At 45.7% G+C, this 21,581-nt stretch carries 17 protein-coding genes; 7 read left to right on the top strand and 10 right to left on the bottom strand.

Going from position 1 to position 21,581, the window contains the following annotated elements; genetic code table 11:
* Window positions 1-100: 100 nt before the first annotated feature.
* The 4 genes from ABWW54_RS13630 to ABWW54_RS13615 form a co-directional block, all read right to left on the bottom strand.
* The gene (locus tag ABWW54_RS13630) at window positions 101-343 is read right to left on the bottom strand and encodes a TIGR02647 family protein (protein WP_353412909.1); all 243 of its coding nucleotides are present in this window, start codon (window positions 341-343) and stop codon (window positions 101-103) included.
* 443 nt (window positions 344-786) lie between these two features.
* Window positions 787-1,590 carry a sulfite exporter TauE/SafE family protein gene (locus ABWW54_RS13625; RefSeq protein WP_353412908.1) on the bottom strand — a complete coding sequence of 268 codons (804 nt, stop codon included), beginning with the start codon at window positions 1,588-1,590 and terminating at the stop codon, window positions 787-789.
* 70 nt (window positions 1,591-1,660) lie between these two features.
* Window positions 1,661-3,385: an amidohydrolase gene (locus ABWW54_RS13620; RefSeq protein ID WP_353412906.1), complete on the bottom strand. Its 1,725-nt coding sequence runs from the start codon at window positions 3,383-3,385 to the stop codon at window positions 1,661-1,663.
* 85 nt (window positions 3,386-3,470) lie between these two features.
* A complete protein-coding gene (locus ABWW54_RS13615; protein ID WP_353412905.1) occupies window positions 3,471-5,813 on the bottom strand; it encodes an enoyl-CoA hydratase-related protein in 2,343 nt (780 codons plus the stop codon).
* A gap of 159 nt (window positions 5,814-5,972) precedes the next feature.
* Here ABWW54_RS13615 and ABWW54_RS13610 point away from each other — a divergent pair, with 159 nt between their 5' ends.
* The 4 genes from ABWW54_RS13610 (at window position 5,973) to ABWW54_RS13595 (ending at window position 10,680) form a co-directional block, all read left to right on the top strand.
* Window positions 5,973-7,037 carry an AraC family transcriptional regulator gene (locus ABWW54_RS13610; protein WP_353412904.1) on the top strand — a complete coding sequence of 355 codons (1,065 nt, stop codon included), beginning with the start codon at window positions 5,973-5,975 and terminating at the stop codon, window positions 7,035-7,037.
* Window positions 7,012-7,902 carry an alpha/beta fold hydrolase gene (locus tag ABWW54_RS13605; RefSeq protein ID WP_353412902.1) on the top strand — a complete coding sequence of 297 codons (891 nt, stop codon included), beginning with the start codon at window positions 7,012-7,014 and terminating at the stop codon, window positions 7,900-7,902. The genes ABWW54_RS13610 and ABWW54_RS13605 overlap by 26 nt, the downstream gene beginning before the upstream one ends.
* 28 nt (window positions 7,903-7,930) lie before the next feature.
* On the top strand, window positions 7,931-9,154 hold the full coding sequence (gene kynU, locus ABWW54_RS13600) for a kynureninase (RefSeq protein ID WP_353412901.1): 1,224 nt from the start codon (window positions 7,931-7,933) through the stop codon (window positions 9,152-9,154).
* An 80-nt stretch (window positions 9,155-9,234) separates the two neighbouring features.
* On the top strand, window positions 9,235-10,680 hold the full coding sequence (locus ABWW54_RS13595) for a flavin-containing monooxygenase (protein ID WP_353412900.1): 1,446 nt from the start codon (window positions 9,235-9,237) through the stop codon (window positions 10,678-10,680).
* Between the two features lie 129 nt (window positions 10,681-10,809).
* Here the strand turns inward: ABWW54_RS13595 and ABWW54_RS13590 are convergent, their stop codons facing one another.
* Entirely contained in the window at window positions 10,810-11,706 is an 897-nt protein-coding gene (locus ABWW54_RS13590; RefSeq protein ID WP_353412899.1) for a hydrogen peroxide-inducible genes activator, read from the bottom strand.
* A 209-nt stretch (window positions 11,707-11,915) separates the two neighbouring features.
* Between ABWW54_RS13590 and ahpC the strand changes: the two genes are divergently transcribed.
* Both ahpC and ahpF read left to right on the top strand, forming a co-directional pair.
* The gene (ahpC, locus tag ABWW54_RS13585) at window positions 11,916-12,479 is read left to right on the top strand and encodes an alkyl hydroperoxide reductase subunit C (RefSeq protein WP_353412897.1); all 564 of its coding nucleotides are present in this window, start codon (window positions 11,916-11,918) and stop codon (window positions 12,477-12,479) included.
* A gap of 68 nt (window positions 12,480-12,547) precedes the next feature.
* Complete coding sequence (gene ahpF / locus ABWW54_RS13580; protein WP_353412896.1) at window positions 12,548-14,128, top strand: alkyl hydroperoxide reductase subunit F; 1,581 nt, start codon at window positions 12,548-12,550, stop codon at window positions 14,126-14,128.
* A gap of 90 nt (window positions 14,129-14,218) precedes the next feature.
* On the opposite strand, the gene ABWW54_RS13575 is transcribed toward ahpF, so the two are convergent.
* From ABWW54_RS13575 to ABWW54_RS13565, 3 genes are all read right to left on the bottom strand, one after another.
* The gene (locus ABWW54_RS13575; protein ID WP_353412894.1) at window positions 14,219-15,850 is read right to left on the bottom strand and encodes a serine hydrolase domain-containing protein; all 1,632 of its coding nucleotides are present in this window, start codon (window positions 15,848-15,850) and stop codon (window positions 14,219-14,221) included.
* 121 nt (window positions 15,851-15,971) lie between these two features.
* The gene (locus tag ABWW54_RS13570) at window positions 15,972-16,946 is read right to left on the bottom strand and encodes a Vgb family protein (protein ID WP_353412893.1); all 975 of its coding nucleotides are present in this window, start codon (window positions 16,944-16,946) and stop codon (window positions 15,972-15,974) included.
* Window positions 16,947-17,069: 123 nt separating this feature from the next.
* Window positions 17,070-18,455 carry a helix-turn-helix domain-containing protein gene (locus ABWW54_RS13565; RefSeq protein WP_353412891.1) on the bottom strand — a complete coding sequence of 462 codons (1,386 nt, stop codon included), beginning with the start codon at window positions 18,453-18,455 and terminating at the stop codon, window positions 17,070-17,072.
* A gap of 109 nt (window positions 18,456-18,564) precedes the next feature.
* Between ABWW54_RS13565 and ABWW54_RS13560 the strand changes: the two genes are divergently transcribed.
* Complete coding sequence (locus ABWW54_RS13560; protein WP_353412890.1) at window positions 18,565-19,596, top strand: serine hydrolase domain-containing protein; 1,032 nt, start codon at window positions 18,565-18,567, stop codon at window positions 19,594-19,596.
* Here the strand turns inward: ABWW54_RS13560 and ABWW54_RS13555 are convergent.
* Window positions 19,580-20,368, bottom strand: a complete 789-nt coding sequence (locus ABWW54_RS13555; RefSeq protein WP_353412888.1) for a fatty acid desaturase — start codon at window positions 20,366-20,368, stop codon at window positions 19,580-19,582. The genes ABWW54_RS13560 and ABWW54_RS13555 overlap by 17 nt on opposite strands.
* 76 nt (window positions 20,369-20,444) lie before the next feature.
* Entirely contained in the window at window positions 20,445-21,581 is a 1,137-nt protein-coding gene (locus ABWW54_RS13550) for a DUF6607 family protein (protein WP_353412887.1), read from the bottom strand.

Here is a 21,581-nt window from a genome sequence, read left to right as displayed (position 1 = left end):
AATCAAACGCTTTATGGTCAGCACCATCGCATTTATTAAGATCTTCGTTAGCATTAACTAACGAGCTGACAAACACTAAAAATACAAACCCAACCCTCACTTAAGCTGTATCCGCATCAAGTATACGCAACAGATCCTGGGCGTGCTCGGATGCTGTTCTCCCCAAGCTAGTCAAATAGCCTCCATCGCTTTGCGATATCAAACCCTTGGTGTGCAAACGTTGCGCTGCAGAAATCGCCTCTGGAGCGGCGGTGGAGTGCACTTTAATGCCCTCTTGCCCGGTATCCAAATTAAAAAGAGAAAGAATTTTAAGCTCTTCGACTACATCAGTTGTGTATGGCATTTTACTCCATGAGTAAGGTTGGTTGTTGCCTCCAGTTAAGCACAATTATTAACGGACTGCAAAAGACTGGCCATGAGCCATACTAGTTCACACCCATGTTTAAATAGTTTTCATTAGCAGTCTAAGCAAAAACCTAGCGGGTGGTCTGCGTCCTTGAATCAAATACTGACTCAAGGATAAGCAAAATACCCCAAGGTTCCGTGAATATTAGGCAAAAGCGTAGGGTCAGTTAGATGTCCGAAAGCTCAATTCACGATCGAGAATAAACAATGAGAAAAGTTACACACAATTCCTGTGGATAACTTTGTGTATAAATCAAATATGACAGGATTATTACTACTTTTGGCCCCATTGATTAAAATTTAATCAGCCATAAAACCTCGATTTCGAGGTCATAGCGCCAAGCCTTTGCCACGGCATTTAACAGCACAAGACAATCGTCCTTACATTGCTAGTGCACTGATTAGAATCCAAACAGCAATAAATACTTTCACCTGAAGAGGACTAAAAATAGAAACAATGTGACGGGCGACAGTGCCTCCAATGATTGCAGCAGGAGCCGCAAATACGAGCACGTCATAACTTATATGAGGCTCTATCCACAGATATTTTTGAGCGCCAGCCCAAACACATATCGCGCTTACGCTGACCGCCACGCCAATCGCTAGGCGTACCGGGTAACGCATCAAAATCAACATAACAGCAATCAACTCACCCACCCCAATCGAAAGCCATGCTGTGATCATTCCACCAATTAAGGCGACTATCACAGCCAAGCCTCGGCCAAAACCATTAAAGGCAACGGGGTCCAGTAAAAGCGAACCGCGGCGTGCCATAAAAATGCTGGTGGCTAATATAGAAACACCAAATAGAGCGGAAAAACCTTTGAATATGGCTTTCACTTCGCTGGCCTGATCGAGAACCAACACATACTGGCCAAAACAGATGCCAATTAACGCCGGAACGCTAAACAGCAATATCAAATTTGCATACTGCTCCCACGCCTGCTGCAGTGCACCCTTGCTAATCTGGAGTTGATTGTTAGCGTGTCTTCTCCAAGCAATTGACCCTGCCGTCATACCAAAGCACTGAATCGCAAAACTGGTCGCAATGATTGAGTCACTCCCGATGCCCAGTAGATTGAACGCGGGTACAAAAACAACACCGCCGCCCGCACCCGTTGCATTGGCCACGATGGCACCAAATATGGCCAGAAAGAAAAATGGCCAAAAATCTAAATCAATCAAAACTGAAAAGAGGTAAGTTAAAGTTCGGCGACATTAATAAATATCCAGCAAATTATCCATCAAATTTACTCTAAAGACGTCGATTTGGATAAATTTCGATCCCCCCCACGTAAGTGGCAACCACTTGAGTATCTAACAGTTCAACGGATTTATCGGTTGGATCTTGATTAAAGATCACCAGATCTGCAAGTTTCCCCTCTTCTATCGACCCTAACTCTTTTTCTTTGTAGATTTGGTATGCCGCATCAATAGTTATTGCTCTCAAAGCGTGTTCTCTGGAAATTCGTTCGCTCCTCCCCAAGGTACGCCCAGAGGATGTGGTTCTATTTACGGCCGACCAAAGTAAACGCATAGTATTCATAGGTACCACAGGCGTATCCAAATGTAGGCTGTATCGCAACCCCAATTTTTGCGCGCTGCGGGCTGGACTCATTCCTTGAGCTCGCTCCAATCCCATGAAAAGATCTCTATGCCGATCCCCCCAATAGTAAGTGTGAGCGCTAAAAAACGAAGGAGTTACGCCTAATTCTTTCATCTTTAGTAATTGATCTTTACGCGCCATTTGCGCGTGAATCAAAACCGTCCTTCGTTGTTTATCGGGGTATTGTGTTTGGGCTGACTCCACCGCAAACAAAATATCATCGATTGACGCATCACCGTTACCATGAATTGCGAGTGTCTGGCCTGCTGAAAAATAACGTTTAACCAGCGCTTCGAGCTCCCCTTTAGCGATAACTGGGTGACCTCTGAAGTTTGACTCTTGCCCATCCGGCGTCACATGATATGGCTCTTTTAAATACCCTGTGTACCCTTGAATGCTGCCATCAGCCACTATTTTTAACGCACCCACTTCATACCGATCCGTCGTATCTTTCTTCAAACTCCGCAGCAAGGACGGGCTCAATGCATCATGGAGAGGCCAGATAATTAAGCGTTGTGAAACCGCACCCAATCTTGACGCCCACTTTAGTCCAGTCGCATATCGTTTATCAGCCGCTCCATTTTGAGCCGTGGTAATCCCTTGGCGAGCATAATCGAGTGAAGCTGTAGTAATCACGTCCCATATTTCCGACACGGAAAAATCCGTGGCTTTGTGTAAAAATGGGAAGACGGCGGTTTCCAATATCAGCCCAGTCAATTCGCCCTCAGAGTTCTTAACATAGTCGCCACCACTCGGAGCAAGCGTGTCTTTCGCAATCCCCATCCTTTCCATTGCCAAGCTGTTTGCGACTCCCATATGGCCAGATATGTGTAAGATGAAAATAGGCCGAGTGGTCGAAATAGCGTCAAGCTCTTCACGAAAGGGATGCCTCCCATCCGCCATTTGTGAATCGTCATAGCCTAGCCCAAACAGCCACTGCCCTTCCTCTGTCGTCGAATCCAATTGCCGTAAAACCGCCAGCATTTCATCGATGCTAGCGATATCGCCAATTGGCGGTGCATTTAGGTCCGCTGCAAATTGATACACTCCAGACCCTGGGAAATGCGAATGCGCGTCAATGATCCCTGGAGCGAGTGTTTTTCCAGCCAGGTCATGCACCACAACGGTTCGTTTCGATTCATGAGCTTGAATCAAGGAAGTAATCTCTACCGTCGTTCCAACGGCAATGATTTTTTCACCTTCGACAAGTAACGCTTCGGCTCTGTCATTAGTCGAATTGACAGTAAGAACATTTCCATTGATAAACGCCTGTAACTCCGGTGGTTCAGGGGCCTGAAACTTCCAATACAAAAGCCCAACCGCAATCATCACCGGCAATAACAAAAACCGCCCTACCTTTAACAACCTCTTCAAATGAACCTCGAACTATTATCTCCCTCACTCTAATACCGACAATGTACCTTTTTTATCACAATTTAACAGGTAATTTGCGCGTGGCTTAATTTCCCGTCCATTTCGGCTCTCGCTTCTCGGAAAAAGCGTTAGGGCCTTCGTAAAAATCTTCACTACAAATTAGCTTGTCTAGCACCTCGGGAATGCCCCCTGATGCTATATTTGCATCGCCTTGATTAGCCATCTCTGACTGCATTTCCAACGTAAGTCTGACTGAGGTCGGAGAGTTAGCCGCAATCTTTTTCGCTATCGCTCGAGCTTTACTCATTACGTTTTCTGGGGCAACAACGTGATTAACAATACCAAGCCTTAATGCCCTTTCCGCACTCACACTTTCGCCAGTAAGTATCATTTCCATCGCCAACTTTTCAGGGATTTGTCTAGGCAACCGAACTGCCCCACCGGCCGCGGCAATAAGCCCACGCTTAACTTCAGGTAGTGAAAACTCCGAATGACTACCTGCAACCACAATGTCTGACGCCATCGCGACCTCGAAGCCTCCTCCCGCGGCAACACCATTGACTGCAGCAATAATCGGCTTGTTTCTACCTTCTCTAGAGGTAATACCGGCAAATCCCGACTTTGGAACCCAAAACGGTTTGCCACTGGCAGAGTACTTCAAGTCATTTCCGGCACAAAACGCGCTCTGCCCACTGCCGGTGATGATCGCGACTCGAAGGTCATTTCTCTTCATATAGACATCAAAGATCTGCGCCAGCTCATCATTCGCAGGTGGATGCAATGCATTAAAACAATCAGGGCGATCTATCGTAATCTCGAGGACACTCTGATTAATCTCCAAGCTGCAAAATTGATACTTCAAACGAAACTGAGTTTCCGGCTCATGAATAAGTTGACTCAACTGATGTTCCTCTAAAACAACAATATTAGCCTTTGGGGTTGGCGCAACGAAAACCGTTAGTCCAATGCAATCTTCAGCCAACAAGCGTCTAATCAGCTGACTGTCTCCGGGCGCACTGCAGGCGACGAAACGATCACCACTGAACGCTAGCCGAGCAATGATTACTGCATGCACAGGCCGGCCTTTGGAATAACTAACGGTATAGGATTCAATGCTCGCTTCGCCACGAGGCGCTCGGTCAATCTTAGGGGCGTCTTGGAGAAGCGCCTCCGCTTGTATGTTTCGGGAGTCACACTTTTTCCAGCCAGGAATACACGAATATATTCCGACCGCGTGTTTATTTATCATGCCTCCATTTGCTCCAACCAATGCGTATTGATCCGGCCGTTCGCGCAACTTACGAACAACGGCCGTAATTCCATGCATGGAATAGTTATTACCAGGCCCTCCAAAATAGGGAAGCCCCCCAGTCTGCGTTAATTGTACGTCGTCCCCTAAACCCAAGGCGGATTTAGCTAACTCCACGACGATCGGAAAGCAGCTGTACAGATCAAAAATTGATATGTCGTCAATGTTCAAACCAGAGTCTTTGAGAGCTTTTGCGTACGTAAGGGTTAGCGCCTTAGACTGGCCTAACTTTTGTCTTTTAAGTATTGGCAGATCCTTAGCTTGAGCATAGGAATGCAAAAACACCCACTTGCTTTTAGAAATGCCCAATTCTTGTGCTCGACCAACAGTCGTCATAATAACGGCGGCGGCTTGGTTAACGGTGTCCTTTGCGATCATCCGAAACGTATACGGAAAGTCCACATAGCGATTACGCTCACTTAAAGTCGCTATCTCGTCAGGCGAATACGCTCTACTGAATACTGCATACTCGTTCTCTTGTGCGACGGCTGAGAACGGTGCGAGTAATTTACCCACAGCTAATGCATGCTCTTTGTAACTTAGTTTTAACTCAGATCGACGGGCATTCTCCGCAATTGCATACTGCGTGGTTGGTTTACTCATCCCATGACGCATATCGTCTACTGCTATCATGCCTTCAATTTCAGATCCGTGATCTTCACATGATGCTCCCAAGTTTTCGTTCCAGTCCAAGGCTCCCTCTAATTGTGGTGCTGCTTTCACCGTTGCCAATGCTTCTGCTCCGGTCAACAACACACAGCCGGCAAACCCGTCCGCTAGTTTTTCAGCCCATTGGTTGACAAGCTGTTGAGGTGTATTGCCTCCGCTCGGCGAATGTATCAGCACAGCTGGACTCGCTCCAATTCTATTCGCAACGCTTGCTGGAGGATTGTTACTTGTCCCAAGTGGCGGCTGGGCCATTGGAACGGAATCCGTTGAGGTTCGAACGACAACCAGCGCTGAGACACTGTCAGCGCTGAGACCTGCATCGGCCAATGCAAGCTCAGACGCTTGAGCCGCTAAGTCCACAGGAGATTTAGCGTCTTCGATAGTCGTAGGAGTGGGCTGAGTTCGATCAGCGACTCCGACGATAATCGGAGTATTAGGTGCTAGGTCCATTACAAAATTGTTATTTGATATTATTTGAGATGAGTATATAGACAATTATCGTTACACCAAATGCTCTTCGAGGTCACTTTTGTCATTTTCGGCCAAAGCAGTTTTGAGGTACACTGGTGCTCAATCCTGTGATTTTCGGCCAGATATCGTGAGCACCCAATGCCCCAAATAAAGCCTCTGCTTAACCACCATCTCGTTGGCATTCGCGGTGCTCTTAGGATCATGCGTTCTTTAGGCTATAACGATGAAGATTGTCTTCAAGGAACAGGCATTCAAGCACACATGCTCGAAGACTCCTCCGTGAGCGAAGCGGTCGCCAATAAGAACGAGAAGGTCATTAGCCTTGATCAAGAATTTAGTTTCTATCGTAACTTACTCAACATTTCAAAGGATCCCCTAATAGGGTTGAAAATTGGTGAAGCGTTCCGGTATGAATCGTATGGCTTACTAGGTTACGCAATGATGAGCGCGCAAACGCTCAGAGATACCATTGCCATTGCGGCTGATTTTTCAGTTCTCACTTTCACTCACTTTACCATCCGATTGTTGGATAGCGATGAGGCCGCGGGCGTTGCCTACACATTAAAGTACGAGCTAGCGCCAGACTTACTTCAACTCTATTGCGACCGTGACTTAGAGGCTGCTTTTACAGGTGTGAAAACATCTGGCATCGAGTTCAATGCCCGAAACACCATTGTGCGCTTGATGCATACCGATGATCGCAATCGACATAGATATGAACAATACTTCAATTGCCCTGTGGAATTTGGTCATCATCGAAATGAGATCTTGGTCGACAGATCAATATTAGATCACCGCTCTCCTCAACGAGACAGGTTAGCTTCCGAATATTGCCAAGCCCAATGCAAAAGACTTTTAAGTAAATTTGGGTTACAAGGCGGCTTAGTTGAGCAAGTCCGAAAGATATTGGTCGCTCGGCCTGGGAGCTTTCCCAGTATTGAAGAAACGGCCAGCCAGCTAAATATGTCAATTCGCACCTTGCGCAGAAATTTAACTAAAGAGGGCTGCAATTTCCAAGGTCTCTTAGACGAGATTCGCCAACAACTTGCACAAGAGTATTTAGCATCGAATATGAGTATTGAACGAATCGCAGAACTTTTAGGTTACAGCGAAGCAGCGAATTTTTCTCATGCATTCAAGCGCTGGTCTGGCGTGTCTCCCTCTCATTTTAGAAACAATGAAAATCACACCAATGTCCTATAAAACCAGAGTGGTTGTATTACTGTTCGTCGTTCAAATAGTTACTCTTTGCACACGCAGTGCCATTGGTGCTGAAACAGCGAACTTTTGCTATCTACCAACGGAACAAAATGTCGCTTACGCAGACGTAATCGAACTGCCGGTGCAACGCCCCTCGAAGATTCTGGAGTATGGCGATAATGCGTTGCAATTCGGTGAGCTCTGGTTGCCTAAAAACCAACACCCCGGTGCCTCACCACTGGTAGTACTGATCCACGGCGGATGCTGGCTCAATACATATAACATCAATCATACCCATGCCCTTAGTACGGCATTGGCGCACGTGGGTTACGCCGTTTGGTCGATAGAATACCGGCGTACAGGAGATGACGGAGGTGGATGGCCTGGAAGCCTAAGAGATATAGAGAAAGCCATATCTTACATCATGAACATCAAGAGCGCAGACTTCGACGCCACCAATGTAGCGTTAGTTGGCCACTCTGCCGGAGGGCATTTAGCTCTGTTGGCCGGTTCCTCCCTGACTGATACCCCCTCAATCAAAGGCGTTATCGGTCTCGCTGCCATTACCGATGTAACAAAATACGCTAGAGGAAATAACAGCTGTCAAACAGCAACTTCTAAGTTCTTTGACGCCATGCCAAGTGACGCCCCCAATACTTACAAGTTAGCCAACCCTGCACAAAAGAAAAATCATCACAACACCATTCTAATTCATGGCTCTAAAGACAACATCGTCCCCATTGCCCACTCTTCATATTTACCCTCTGCGTCTAGCGTTACAATCACTGGAGCGGGCCATTTCGACATGATTCACCCTGGAACCGAGAGTTTTCAGGCGCTACTAAGACAATTGGCAACATTGTTTTGATATCAAAACCATTCACACCTAAGCTGACATGACTAATACACCTTTGGACGATCCAAATATCCTTCGCCGATCCGACTTTTTGCTTCCCAAAGGTACTATTTACATGGATGGTAATTCCCTTGGCCCCAGTTCATTAGCATCCAACAAAGCAACCCAAGACGTATTAAATAATCAATGGGAACAAGATCTTATAAAGAGCTGGAACGTTCATTCATGGATCGATCTGCCCAAGAAAGTAGGCTCAAAAATTGCCCCCATTTTGGGAGCGGCGCCCGACCAGGTGATTGCTTGTGACTCCATTTCGGTTAACCTGTTTAAGTTACTCAGCGCGGGTCTTAAGATAAACGATGAGCGAAAAATAATAGTCAGTGAGCAAAAAAATTTTCCGACTGATCTGTATATAGCTCAAGGACTTTCTGAATTACTTGGAAAAGATAAATGCGAGTTGAAACAGGTTGAAAAACATGAAATCGAAGATGCTCTAAACGACGAAGTAGCCATTTTAATGTTGACCCACGTTGATTTTCGAACGGGTGAAATGCTCTCTATGGAAAGAATCACTAAGCTAGCTCATCAACATGGGGTTTTGGTTCTGTGGGATCTAGCCCATAGCGCTGGAGCCGTACCATTGGAGTTAGACAGATGGAACGTGGATTTTGCCGTTGGTTGTGGTTACAAATATCTAAATGGAGGTCCAGGCTCTCCCGCCTTTATGTACGTTTCAAAACGACACCTAAGGCATTTAAAGCAACCACTCACTGGCTGGATGGGGCACGCCTCTCCATTTAGTTTTGAGCCTGAATACAGTCCAGCTGAAGGTATCGAAAAAGCGCTGTGCGGCACGCCTCCCATCCTCTCATTTGCGGCCCTAGATGGCGCATTAAATGCATTTGAGGGATTAGACATGATGCAAGTCAGAGCTCAATCAAATTCGCTTAAGCTTCATTTTCTCGCGACCGTGACCGAGATTCTTCAGACAAACCCAGATCTAAAACTGGTCACACCAGAAGATGAAGAGAGACAGGGAAGCCAATTAAGTTTTAGCCACCCACATTCCTACGCAATCGCACAGGCACTGATCGACAAGCAAATCATTGTCGACTTCAGAGCTCCGGATATCTTACGGCTTGGATTTACTCCACTCTATTTAAGCCACGCTGAGGTCGAGAAGGCAGCAAAAACACTACGCAATATTGTTCAAGACGGGAGTTACCTTAATGCCAAATACCAAACTCGTAATAAGGTGACCTAATCACACAAACTTTGTCCTGAATAGACATTAACACCGCAGTTAGCACCCATTATGATGAAGATCACCCCACGGAGTGATCGATGAATAAACACAAAATAGTCATTATTGGTTCTGGTTTTTCTGGTATTTGCATCGGTATAAAACTTAAGAAAGCCGGCATCCATGACTTCATTATTTTAGAGAAAGCGTCAAAGTTAGGCGGCACATGGAGAGAGAATTCTTACCCAGGGGCCGAATGCGATATTCCATCAGCACTCTACAGCTATTCGTTTGAACCGAATCCAGAATGGAAACATGTCTGGTCCAAAAGAGAGCAAATATTTCAGTATCAACTGGACGTGGCCAATAAATATAACTTGATGCCGCATTTTAGATTCGAGCAAACCGTTAAGTCCGCCGAATGGAAAGGCAAACAATGGCTCATTCAAACACAGTCAGGCACACACGAAGCTCAGCACTTTATTTCAGCAATTGGCCAGCTGCATGAACTTTCCACACCCCAATTTAAAGGGTCTGATAAGTTTAATGGGCACCAATTTCACGCCGCTAAATGGGATCATAGCGTTGATCTGAGTGACAAACGTGTTTCAGTCATTGGAGCAGCCGCGAGTGCTGTTCAGTTAATTCCTGAAGTTGCAAAAATAGCCAAACACCTAACGGTGTTCCAACGCACTCCGAATTGGATGATGGAAAAGCCCAATCGCTCCTACACTCGTTTCGAACGATGGTTAAGTGCGACTGTCCCGTTTTTCAACAAACTCTATCGAGGCTTGCTCTACTTACTCGCTGATGGCGTATTGTACCCTGCATTAAAGGGAAACAAAGTGGCCGCTTGGTTTGTTAAATTTAAAGTAAAGCGCAATTTGAATAAGCACATCAAAGACCCAGTCCTTAAGTCCAAACTAACACCGGACTACGCCATTGGGGCAAAGCGAATTCTGTTTTCACACACGTTTTACAATGCGTTAAGTCGCAGCAATGTGGATCTGCAAACCGAACCAATTAGCGGAATTGACGCCAACTCAATACACACTGAAACAGGTCAATGCATTGAGACTGATGTGATTGTCTACGCAACGGGCTTCATTACAAACCCTTTCTTTAAAAGCATTGAAGTCAAAGGCGAATCACAAACGCTTGCACAGGCTTGGAAAAATGGCGCACAAGCGTATCTGGGCATGCATACAAATGGCTTTCCTAACCTACACATGATGTACGGCCCAAATACAAACCTAGGGCACAATTCAATCATCATAATGATCGAAGCCCAAGCCAACTACATATGCAAAATCATTCGGCAATTAGATAAGCAAGGTCAATCATCTGTCGACGTTAAACATGAGGCCGAATGCGCCTACAATGCAGAGGTCCAAGACCGTTTAAACCGCATGGTGTTCAGCGCGATTGAAACCAGTTGGTATATGGATAATGGCAAGATTACGAACAATTGGGCCGGCAGTACATGGGAATATCGAAGAAGGTTGGACGCCAGTCATAGCAGTGCTTACAATTTTTCTCATGATTAAGGGTATGGTGCGCTACGATTCATGCGTATTAGAACGGCTCTATTTAGGCCACATTGAGTAAGTAACGGACCGGAATCGGCCTAATGTCGCACCGTAATTCTCTCGTCCTAGCTCTAATCAACATGCTTTTCAAACCGACTTAGCTAACCGTTCTTTAAACAAAGACATTAACGCCTCAATATTACCTAAATTGGTGTAATTGGGCCGCACAACAAACGCTATCCTCCGATGCGGCCCGGGTTCACTCAATCTTTTAGCGCGGAGCTCTGAGCTGTGCGTAAGTAACTGCTCTAAAGCCATGGCGGGTATGAGTGTTGATCCGACGCGACCTATAACCAATTGTATTAGTGTGCTTAAGCTTGTTGCGCTGAGACTTTGGGCCTTTTCGCTTGCCATCCCGCAGGCACTAAGCGCTTGGTCTTTTAGACAATGGCCATCTTTTAGCAACATGAGTTTCTTGTTTTCTAACTCTTTAGCCGTGACAACATCAGCGTCCGCTAAGTCTTCTTCCTGATGGCTTATCCAAAACAAGTCTTCCTCCCAAAACTCAAAAGTCAAAAGCCCTTCAGTTGGGTAAGGCAAAGCCAATATCGCCGTATCGATTTCTCCGCTACGCACCATGTCCAATAAATGCGCTGATTGTTCTTCAATAACATTAAATTCAAAGTTGGGATATTCATCATTCAACGCCGGCAAGACCTTGGGTAAAATATAGGGACAAATGGTGGGGATAATTCCAACTGCCATTGGGTAACTTAATACCGCACCCTGAGTTTGAGAAAGCTTCATTAAATCGTCAACTTGAAGCTGTACGCTTTTGGCTTTGTCTAAGAACTGTTGCCCAACTGGAGTTACCAGAACTTTCTTGTTGTCGCGCTCAAACACCGAGAATCCCAATTGGCGCTCCATCTCTGATAACGCCGTGCTTAAGGCGGATTGAGAGACTGAGCAGTCTTCAGCCGCTTTTCTAAAATGCAGCTGCTTTTCCACGGCTAGGGCGTAGCGTATTTGTTTAAGTGAGATCATATAGCCTTGCTAGGATTTAAGTTGAACAGGTCTTCATCGATCAGATAAGTATATTCGAAAAAATAGAACATAGTGATCAAATCAATCTAATTTATTAAAATCGCTTGCTGACGTATTATCCCGTCATCGATCAGTGTGACGGTATTTAAAAGTGCCCAACACTAAACCAAATTTAACGTTAAACAATAACTTTTTCCCGGAGAAATATCATGGCTGTTATCAACACCCAAGTTAAACCTTTTACCACACAAGCTTTTCAGAACGGCGAATTCCGCGAAGTGTCAGAGAAAGACTTAGAAGGCAAATGGGCGATCTTCTTTTTCTACCCTGCCGACTTCACATTCGTATGCCCTACTGAGTTAGGGGACCTCCAAGACAAGTACGCAGAACTTCAAAGCATGGGCGTAGACGTGTACTCAGTATCCACTGACACGCATTTCTCTCATAAAGCTTGGCATGACACTTCTGAGACAATCGGAAAAATTGAATACAACATGCTTGGCGATCAAAATGGCACGATCACCAATAACTTCGAAGTAATGCGTCCCGGTGTTGGCCTAGCAGATCGCGCTACATTTATTGTTGACCCAGATGGCGTTATTCAAGCTATGGAAATTACAGCAGAAGGCATTGGGCGCGACGCAGACGATCTTTTACGTAAGGTTAAAGCTGCTCAATACGTTCGAAACAATCCGGGTGAAGTTTGCCCAGCTAAATGGAAAGAAGGCGAGGCAACACTTGCTCCGTCACTCGATCTAGTTGGCAAAATTTAAGCCCTAAATCATTCGTTGGTCGAACACGTGGTTCGGCCAACACCAAATCAACGAAAGAGGAAATCACGATGTTAACTCCTGACATTTTAAATGCACTAAAAGGCTATACAGCCAACATGCAAAACAAAGTCACCTTTGTTTTACAAACAGGTGAACATTCAAAGCGAGCAGAGCTGGTTGACTTCCTTTCGCAAGTGGCGTCTGTTTCCGAGCACTTACAGCTTGAGGAGCGTAACGCAGAACTGCGAAGCCCCATTTCCTTTGAGTTAGAGATTGATGGCTCAGCATCAGGCGTTCAATTTTCAGGCATCCCGAGCGGTCATGAATTCAATAGCCTGATTCTGTCAGTATTATGGGCATCAGGCACTGAGACGAAACTCGATGCCAACCTAAAGTCCATGCTTGCAACGCCACTCACTTCAAAATTACATTTCGAAGTTTTCATAAGCCTGGATTGCCATAATTGCCCCGACGTGGTTCAAGCACTAAACCAATTCGCATTAATCAACCCCGACATTACCACTGAAATGATCGATGGCGGTTTATTCCGCTCAATGATCGAGAAACGAGATATCCAAGGTGTACCAAGCGTTTACCTGAACGGCGAGAAGTTCGCGAATGGCAAAGTTGATATCAGCACCATGGTAGAAACCCTAATCGAACGCTTTCCAGAGCTCAATCAAGGCACTAAAGCGCCTCAACTGCCCTTGCAGGACGTGACCATCATCGGTGGCGGTCCCGCGGGTGTCGCGGCGGCAATTTACAGCGCTCGCAAAGGGCTTGCTGTCACAATGGTCGCAGACAGGCTCGGTGGCCAAGTCAAAGACACGATGGGAATTGAAAACCTAATTTCGGTCTCAAAAACCACCGGGCCAGAGCTTGTTGGTAATATGCAGGCTCACTTAGACGACTACGAAATAACCATTAAAGAACACGTTAGAGTAGACAATATTGAGAAAGGCAATATCAAAACATTGACCCTTTCATCAGGCGAAACCATAAACACAAAAACAGTCATCATTGCCACCGGAGCGCGCTGGCGTGAGTTAGGCGTGCCAGGCGAAAAAGAAAACATAGGGAACGGCGTTGCCTATTGCCCGCATTGTGATGGCCCATTTTTCAAAGGCAAAGACGTGGCGGTGATCGGTGGAGGAAACTCGGGTATCGAAGCGGCTCTGGATTTGGCGGGCATCGTAAAATCAGTGACCGTATTCGAATTCATGCCAACCCTAAAAGCCGATCAAGTATTGATCGACCAAGTCCAGAAACGTGACAACATCACCATTGTGAAGAACGTTGCGACAAACGAAATTCATGCAACAAACGGAAAAGTGAGCTCAATTGAATACACAGACCGAGACAGCGAAGAGATTTCAACCCTTGAGCTAAGTGGAGTGTTTGTTCAAATTGGTTTGGTCCCAAACAGCCAGTTCGCTGAAGGCGTAGTAAACCTGAGCAAGTACGGCGAAATAGAAATAGATGAGCGCTGCAGAACATCCGAACACGGTATCTACGCGTGTGGCGACGTTACTACGGTTCCCTACAAACAAATCGTGATATCCATGGGTGAAGGGTCAAAAGCATCGCTGGCTGCTTTTGAATACCTTTTAACGCATGTCGTTGAAGGTGAGGAAGAGTTAGCCGCTTGACTAGTCAGTGACGCGAAAAACAGAGCCGCAATCGTAAACCGAGTGCGGCTTTGTTACGCGAATGCGTAATCATAATTGAGAAAAACCTTTTCAATTTGCACTTTTTTCTGTTGTTGATTCATGTGCGTAACTGATTGCTCTCGTGATCTCCCAACGATTACCAACGCCTAGTGCCCACACATTCGCAAACTTTGCTTTACCCACAAGCCGTTCATTGAGATAAAAGGCATGCAGGCCTAACTGAAACGCTCCATAATTACCCAATCGATTGACACTAGAATCGATGAGTTTTCTGGTCAGCTTATCTTTAGCTGCACACTTATTCTTAAACATGCGGACTTCTTTGCTTCGGTCCCTATTCAGACCTGTCCTGTCATCGTAGAACTCTAAATCTGCCGACAATGATTCGTTCCAATGATCAAACGAGCAGCCATTGAAACCCTTATCAAATAGTTTACGATCGGCATCCAGAATTAGCTGAGTTAATTGTTCATCGGACAATTCACTGATGTTCATCCCTTTGCGTCTTAAAGACGCCCTCTTTTGTTCGAGCTCTGCAGTCATATCATTGAACGACTTTCTATGTGATTGAGCCAGAGGCGACTCAGCATCAATTTCATTTAGAATCCCGACCATGGCTCTCAACCCGGATTCGGGTAGCGCATTAAGCACGACCACTACCCCATCACCCGTAAGCGGATTGAAATATACTTGCGCAAACTCCGACCAATCGTTACCTCCGTGAGCGAGTACAGAATCATTACCATAATCGTATACTTCCCATCCTAAGCCAAAGCCCGCCTTAAGGGGACACGCCGCTTGCTCTTTTTCTGCATCCGTATTCTCTGCGCAAACAATCGAAGACCCAAAGTCATACAAAATTCGCTTTCGATCTTGTATGATTTTGCGACTCAAACCGCGAGCCAAACTCGACGAGATTGTAAACGTCACCAACCCCGTGAGTGTGATCGCCAGATCATCAGCGGCCGACCATACCCCCTCTCGTTGACACCACCCATTAGGCCGGCAATAGTGACCGATAAACAGACCATCCTCATTATGTGGTTGAGCCAAACTTTGGTGATTTTCTGATCGTGGAGAAAACCACGCGTCCTGTATGCCATTGGGTTTCAGCAGGTACTCTTGCATTAAGTCTTCAAACCCAGCCCCTAGTTTCTGCTCCAGAAAGCGAGCCAAATACTGAAATCCCTCGCCAGAATATCCGTACGCAACTCCCGGCTCCGTCTCAAACGAAAGCCTTCCATCAGGTCGCTCAAATCGCCAGTTCGGAAACCCCGTTGTGTGGTTTAAAACCATTCTGGGTGTCAACCGTTTATGCCGTTCATCACTACGAATATCTGGGTCAACCCAGTGACTGGACATTGACTCATCTAGGCTTATCTTTCCAAGACTGACAAGTTTGAGAGTAAGCTCCGTTGTGAAAACTTTAGCGATCGAAGCCACATTAAACAAAGTGTCTTTATTGGCCGGCACTTCAGGAGACTGAAGCCCATAGTAACTAGACCAAGCCAATTCGTGATTTTTAATCACTCCTATCGCAGCAGTACGCACACCGGAGTTACTGATTACTTTAGATAATCTTTCATTTAACTCCAATCGATCATTTACATCGTCGGCATACGTCGAATCTAGGAAAAAGACCAACAATGCCAACATATAAGGCACGCGAACGGTTCTTGCTATCTTATGAAACTCTTTCATGAACTCACTCAAGATGTGTTTGGGTTAATATTCAAATACTTGCTCAACTAAGACGCTAAGCAGCCGGTTTTCGTTTAAAAATAACGGTCATCATTAATTTAGAAAAATGAAGGCATTGAGATCATTGACCGGAACTCAGGTCGATTGCACGAATGCCTCCGTCCGCACCGAATTCAGACACATAAATAATACGATTACGCTTATCAACAGCGATACCATTTGGATTTCTAAACATGGCGTTGCCCAGCTCACCATTGTCGGAGCCAAACTCACCCGTACCCGCTAACACACTGACATTGCCATTGAGCTCAACTTTGTATATTTTATTTTTTGCAATTGCGGTCGTATAAATGGTGTCATCGAATACGGTCAAATAGCCAAGACCCCAGCCTTGAACAACAACGTTTGGGACTGTTGCAATCTCACTAACGGTTCCATCCTCAGAAATCGACAATAATTTGGCCGTATAAAAATTCCCGACTATGAGGTTTCCAGCGCTATCAAAATCAATGCCCACACACCCATTTAACCGCTCGTCTTGCGCATAAACACTGACGTCGCCACTCGGGCTGACTCGGTGTATAACTGGGGAGTTATAATTAGTGACATACAGGTGATTATCCGCTCCCATGGCCATGCCAGAAGGCCAACCAGGAAGGCTTGCCAAAATCTGTTTGTTTTCAAATTGATCGAATTTGACGATGTTACCGCTCTTGCCGTTGTTAGCGTCAACGACAAATAGATTACCCTTTCGATCTGAGACTGACCCCATTGGCCCTGATAGCCCTTTAAGGGTCTTTGCAACCTTGCCGTCTTTACCAAGAATGAAGAGCCTGGTTCCCGTACCTCTGCCTTGGCTATAACTACCGTATTCAGAAATAAATACAGTCCCGTCTACCCCAATAGAAATGGCCCCGTTTGCAGGAAATTTTTCGCGAAAGCTACTCACGGTTTTCCCCGGCGACTTTACCAATACTGATCGGTTGGTATCATCAAGCTGACTCGCGGATAAATTTTCAAGGTTGGCGTAGAGTGAGTTTGAATAAAATCCGCCTACGATAAAAAGTATGATTAAGAGGATGGTACGGTTGTTCATAAGTGGGTCCAAGTGATTTTCAAAACTGAAATCTAGCGATCCATCAGCTCATGGTCGACTTTTTGGGACCAAACGCACCAATCCTAGTAAAATTTAGATGTATTAACCCTGTTCACCGTTTCCCTAGTTGACTTTCTTGGGTTGCCGTCTTGACTCAAGCGTTTTAACAAACAGGTTAGGAGTGCATCCCATTTCATGTTTAAACACTTTATTGAAACTCGACTTTGAATTGAAACCCACCTCATAGGACAGCTCTAATATGGTTCGCGATTCAAGCGCCCCAGTTTTCAACCTTAGAACAAACTCTTCAACGCGCGCTCGATTAATGAACTCATAAAAAGTGGTTTTAAGATGGTTATTAAGAAACCAGGACAGATCATTCTGGGAACTGTTAACCAAGTCAGCTAAGTCCTTAAGTTTCAAATTACTTTGCAAGTACGGCCTTTGAGTAAGCATCACCTTCTCTAGGCTCTTAGCGAGTAATTCGACCCTGTCTTGAGACAGTCTTGCCCTTTGGTCACCACGTTGACCTTTTTCATTTTTGTTAGGCTCGCTATTAGGCTCGCTATAAGGCTGGGTACTATCTGGCAACGACTGAATTAGCACAGGCGACATTAGTATGTAAAAACCAATTACATACATAGAGAGCGGAATGGCAACCCACACGACATCGTAGTTAAAGAGGCGAGAATAATGGTTTAAACCATAAGTCAATGAAATGGAAAGTAACCACGCCGCTAAAATTAACCCATAAAGCCAAAACACAAACCGAATAAACTTAGGACCAGGTTGTTCAAACGAGTTTTCTGCGCGTTGTCTAAAATCAAACTCATTTAATGACGTTAGCGACATCAACCAGTAACACGTATTGCTGACTAGCCCTCCTATTTCAATGGCAAAATAGTGAAGCCTAAATTCTCCTGACAATGACAATCGTTGATAGTCCGAGATACTGTATTGAAACGTCGACAGCACAAACGTAAAGTGTAAAACCGCCGGTATATAGTGCCGCCAACTTAATCTAAAGGACTCATACCCCGCTAACAAAAGCCGGCGGTTATAAGTAAATAGCAAAGGTCCAAAAAGGAAGACGACGCTGTCTACCATAGTAGCAAGACGAAATACATGTGCAGATTCGTAATAACGAACGTAGCCCATACGCCCCACCAACATAATCACGGCCAACAACATAACAACGGCGAACAATCCGTGTTGATAAAAGCGCTGTCTGTTACCCAGTAGCAATGCACCCGCGATGAGTAACCCTTGGGAGATTCCAAGTAAGAGAAAAAGGTCAAATAAGCTGAATGTCGCCATTAATCTACAGGTTATACCGCAAGCATTGAATGACCTGAGTCTACTTGCTTTGAATACGCAATAATAGGACGGGATGATGCGAGGCGTCCTCCGTGCACCGCCATCGCCATCGCCATCGCCATCGCCATCGCCATCGCCATCGCCATCGCCGCATGATATTTTAGCCGCACACCCTTGAAAACCTGACCACAACAAATATATTTAGGAACTTAAGCTTTGATACGGTATCAGTGTCACCAACCCAATCCCGCTATATTTGCCGTTGTTCGCGCATAAAATTTAATTCGAGAAAGCCATCAGTATGACCAAAGAAAACCCGCAGGGCTTCCAAGCCGAGTTGTCGACCTTCCAATCGGATAACGGATTGGCAGGCTTAGGCGCGACAATTTGGAAAAACGGCAAACTGAGTGACCACGGTGTGGCGGGGGAACGAGAACGATCTACCGGTTCACTGATTGAGAGCGATGATAAATGGCACATAGGTTCGATCACTAAATCAATAACCGCAACCATGATCGGACGTCTGATAGAAAAAGGCTTACTAAATTGGGACACGAACTTAGGAACCATTTTTCAACGCCACGAAGAACTTCATGACGACTGGAAGAAAACCACGATTTTAGATTTACTGACTCACACGTCTGGCGCTAAAGCCAACTTCCCTCTTTCTGTTTTACTAAAGAGACCTACGCAAGAGAAAGAAATACTGAGCACCCGACAAAATGCAGTCTACAAGCAACTCCAGAAGCCCCCGTTGAGCTCCTCAATGACCCGTTTTTTGTACTCAAATGTCGGCTATACAATAGCTGGACTGGCGGCAGAAACCGTCGCTGGGAAAAGTTGGGAAAGTCTTGTTCAAGAAGAAGTGTTTGATCCGTTAAATCTTCATAGCGCCGGGTTTGGAGCACCAAACGAGCCCAATCAACCACATGGCCACAAATATCGTTTTCTAAGAAGAGGTAAAACAAGCGTTCCAGCAGACACTGATAATACCGCCATAATGGCTCCCGCTGGATGCGTGCATATGAATCTACATGATTTAGCCCAATTCGGTCATGAACACCTTAGTGGTCAACATGGTAACGGCCGCCTTCTCAAAAAAGGCACTTACAAAATACTGCACCAAGCAAGCTTGGAATCTTATGCATGCGGGTGGGTCCTCAATGACAATGGAATACTCTGGCATAACGGTTCAAATACAATGTGGTATGCGTTCCTTGGAATCATTCCTAGATCAAATACGGTCATAGCCGTCACGGCCAATGATCCTGACATTAAAATCAGCGAAAGCTTCGCCATCAGCCTACTAGAGAAAGCTAGCTCAATGACCTAAAGTCAGAGAGTTCGCGCTCTAACTCTCTCAATTTACTATCCGGTACAAACGGATATTTATGGTGCAACTTGTGGTGCGCCACACCTTGGAAATTTGATTGACTAAACAAGCCACTCCAAATCAGTTCCGCTACTCTGTTGAAGCGTACCGCGCTAGGAATCCGATAAGCCAATTCATGATGTAACCAGTAGTCAAATATCCACCAAACGGCCGCATTTGCAAAACGCGCCACCAGCGTATAGATAATAAAAACGTGCCAAGGCAAGATGAGTAGCAACAGCGCCCAAATTACAGCATTCATTGTCAAAATACACGCCAAACGGATGTCTAGCCCCTTTCGCTTAAGGTAACGAATCACGGATTGCTCTGGCTGAGTAAATGCCATTAACAGCGTCCAAGCCCCTGTGCCTTTGATGAGATATCGGTCCGGGTCACCGCTCTCACCTTCAAAACGATGATGATATATATGGTTATTTTTCAACTCGTAATAACCGAGCTGCCACGGAGCGACAACGATTGGCAAAAATCGCCCCAACCTCCATAGGCTCTGCCCTCGCTCATCAGCATGAAAAGCTTCATGCAACGCATTAAAGTTACGAATCAACGCTAAGAAGCCAACAACGATAAAGACGCTGATGGGTAACGATCCACCCGCCGTTAGTAGTACAGTTAAGTAGAATACGATCGACCATCCCAATGCCGCCCGATCGTATTTGCTTGCCTGCTCAGCTGGGTATTGCTTGATAATCTCTTTGCTTGCAGGCAGTTTCATCGTGCTTTGAGTCCCGATTGCTCTCGTATACGTGAGCAATCAACAACGCGCAGTTGAAGCCCTTTGCTTTAATACATCATTGAATATACTTATCGATTTCTGAAGAGGCAAACCTTTTACCGTCTTGTGAATTGTAAGCCTTATTGTCAGCGATGTTGCTGGCATAAGAAAACAAACTCATAAAGAGCGGTTTTCCCTCGACCTTATCATTCAAGGTGAGCGTTTTGGTTGCCGATGTCCTCATCGTCCATATTGATCTGACATCGCGCCAGAATTGAGCTGAGCGCGCCATATAATCATCGCCTGCAGAGAAATCAAACCCAACCACTGGCTGATACCTAGCCACGCCTTGTTCCTTCGACACGTAGGGCTGTTTTCGATCAGGATGACCGTCACTGTCAGTCACAAGCTTCCAGTTCTCTTCTACCTGTACCCAGCCATGGCGGTTAACAACATGCGTATTAAAGCCCTCCAGCACGTCATAATCTTGTCTGATGCTGTATTCGCGTCTGGGCAACGGACGACGTGTTTTGGCGCTTTTCCAGCTGGAAAAACTGCTGTTGTGCTCCCATTCGCCAATAGACTCATAACGCGGTGAGTCATCAACCTGAAACACGGCTTGACTCCACCTGCCGCGCATTAGTGAAAGTTCGATAGGCCGATTAACCCATGAGCGTTCATGGTTATACTCAAGTAGATTCGTATCTTCATACGTCCAATCCTGACGCCAATGCTTCATGACCATCGGGTCAGACACACCGCCATCTTCCTTTTGAAAGAACATAACCATGACATGCTGTAGACTGATAAACGTCGGTGTGTCTTCAACCACGTAAACGTATTCGGTTCCCCAAGATTGATACGGTCGATCACGCTCAAACCGGTCACTGAAGCCGATGGTTTCCAGGAAATCAAAGTTAACCTTGTAGCCACCTTGCATTGCAAGGATAGCCCGCCGGTCTTGCTCAAACTTACTCAAATTGCTTTCTTGTAAAGCCAACCAAAATTGTGAAGGTTCCTCGGCCAAAGTAACCTCTACGCCACGGCTGGTCCCCCCTCTCGGCTTGCTGTCACAATCTGCGTCGATTGGCCAGCTGAAGGTGAATTGTTCTGCATCGCCCGCTTCACAATCTTGCTTTGATTCATAGGCATTGACCGAACTCAATAGCATCACGCTGACCAAACCGGTCAGCGTGTTTTTTACAATACTCAT

The sequence above is a fragment of the Arenicella sp. 4NH20-0111 genome (assembly GCF_040366405.1).
GTDB lineage: Bacteria > Pseudomonadota > Gammaproteobacteria > Arenicellales > Arenicellaceae > Arenicella.
The sequence above is the reverse complement of the archived record's forward strand: the minus strand, read 5'-3'. Positions and strand labels throughout refer to the sequence as shown.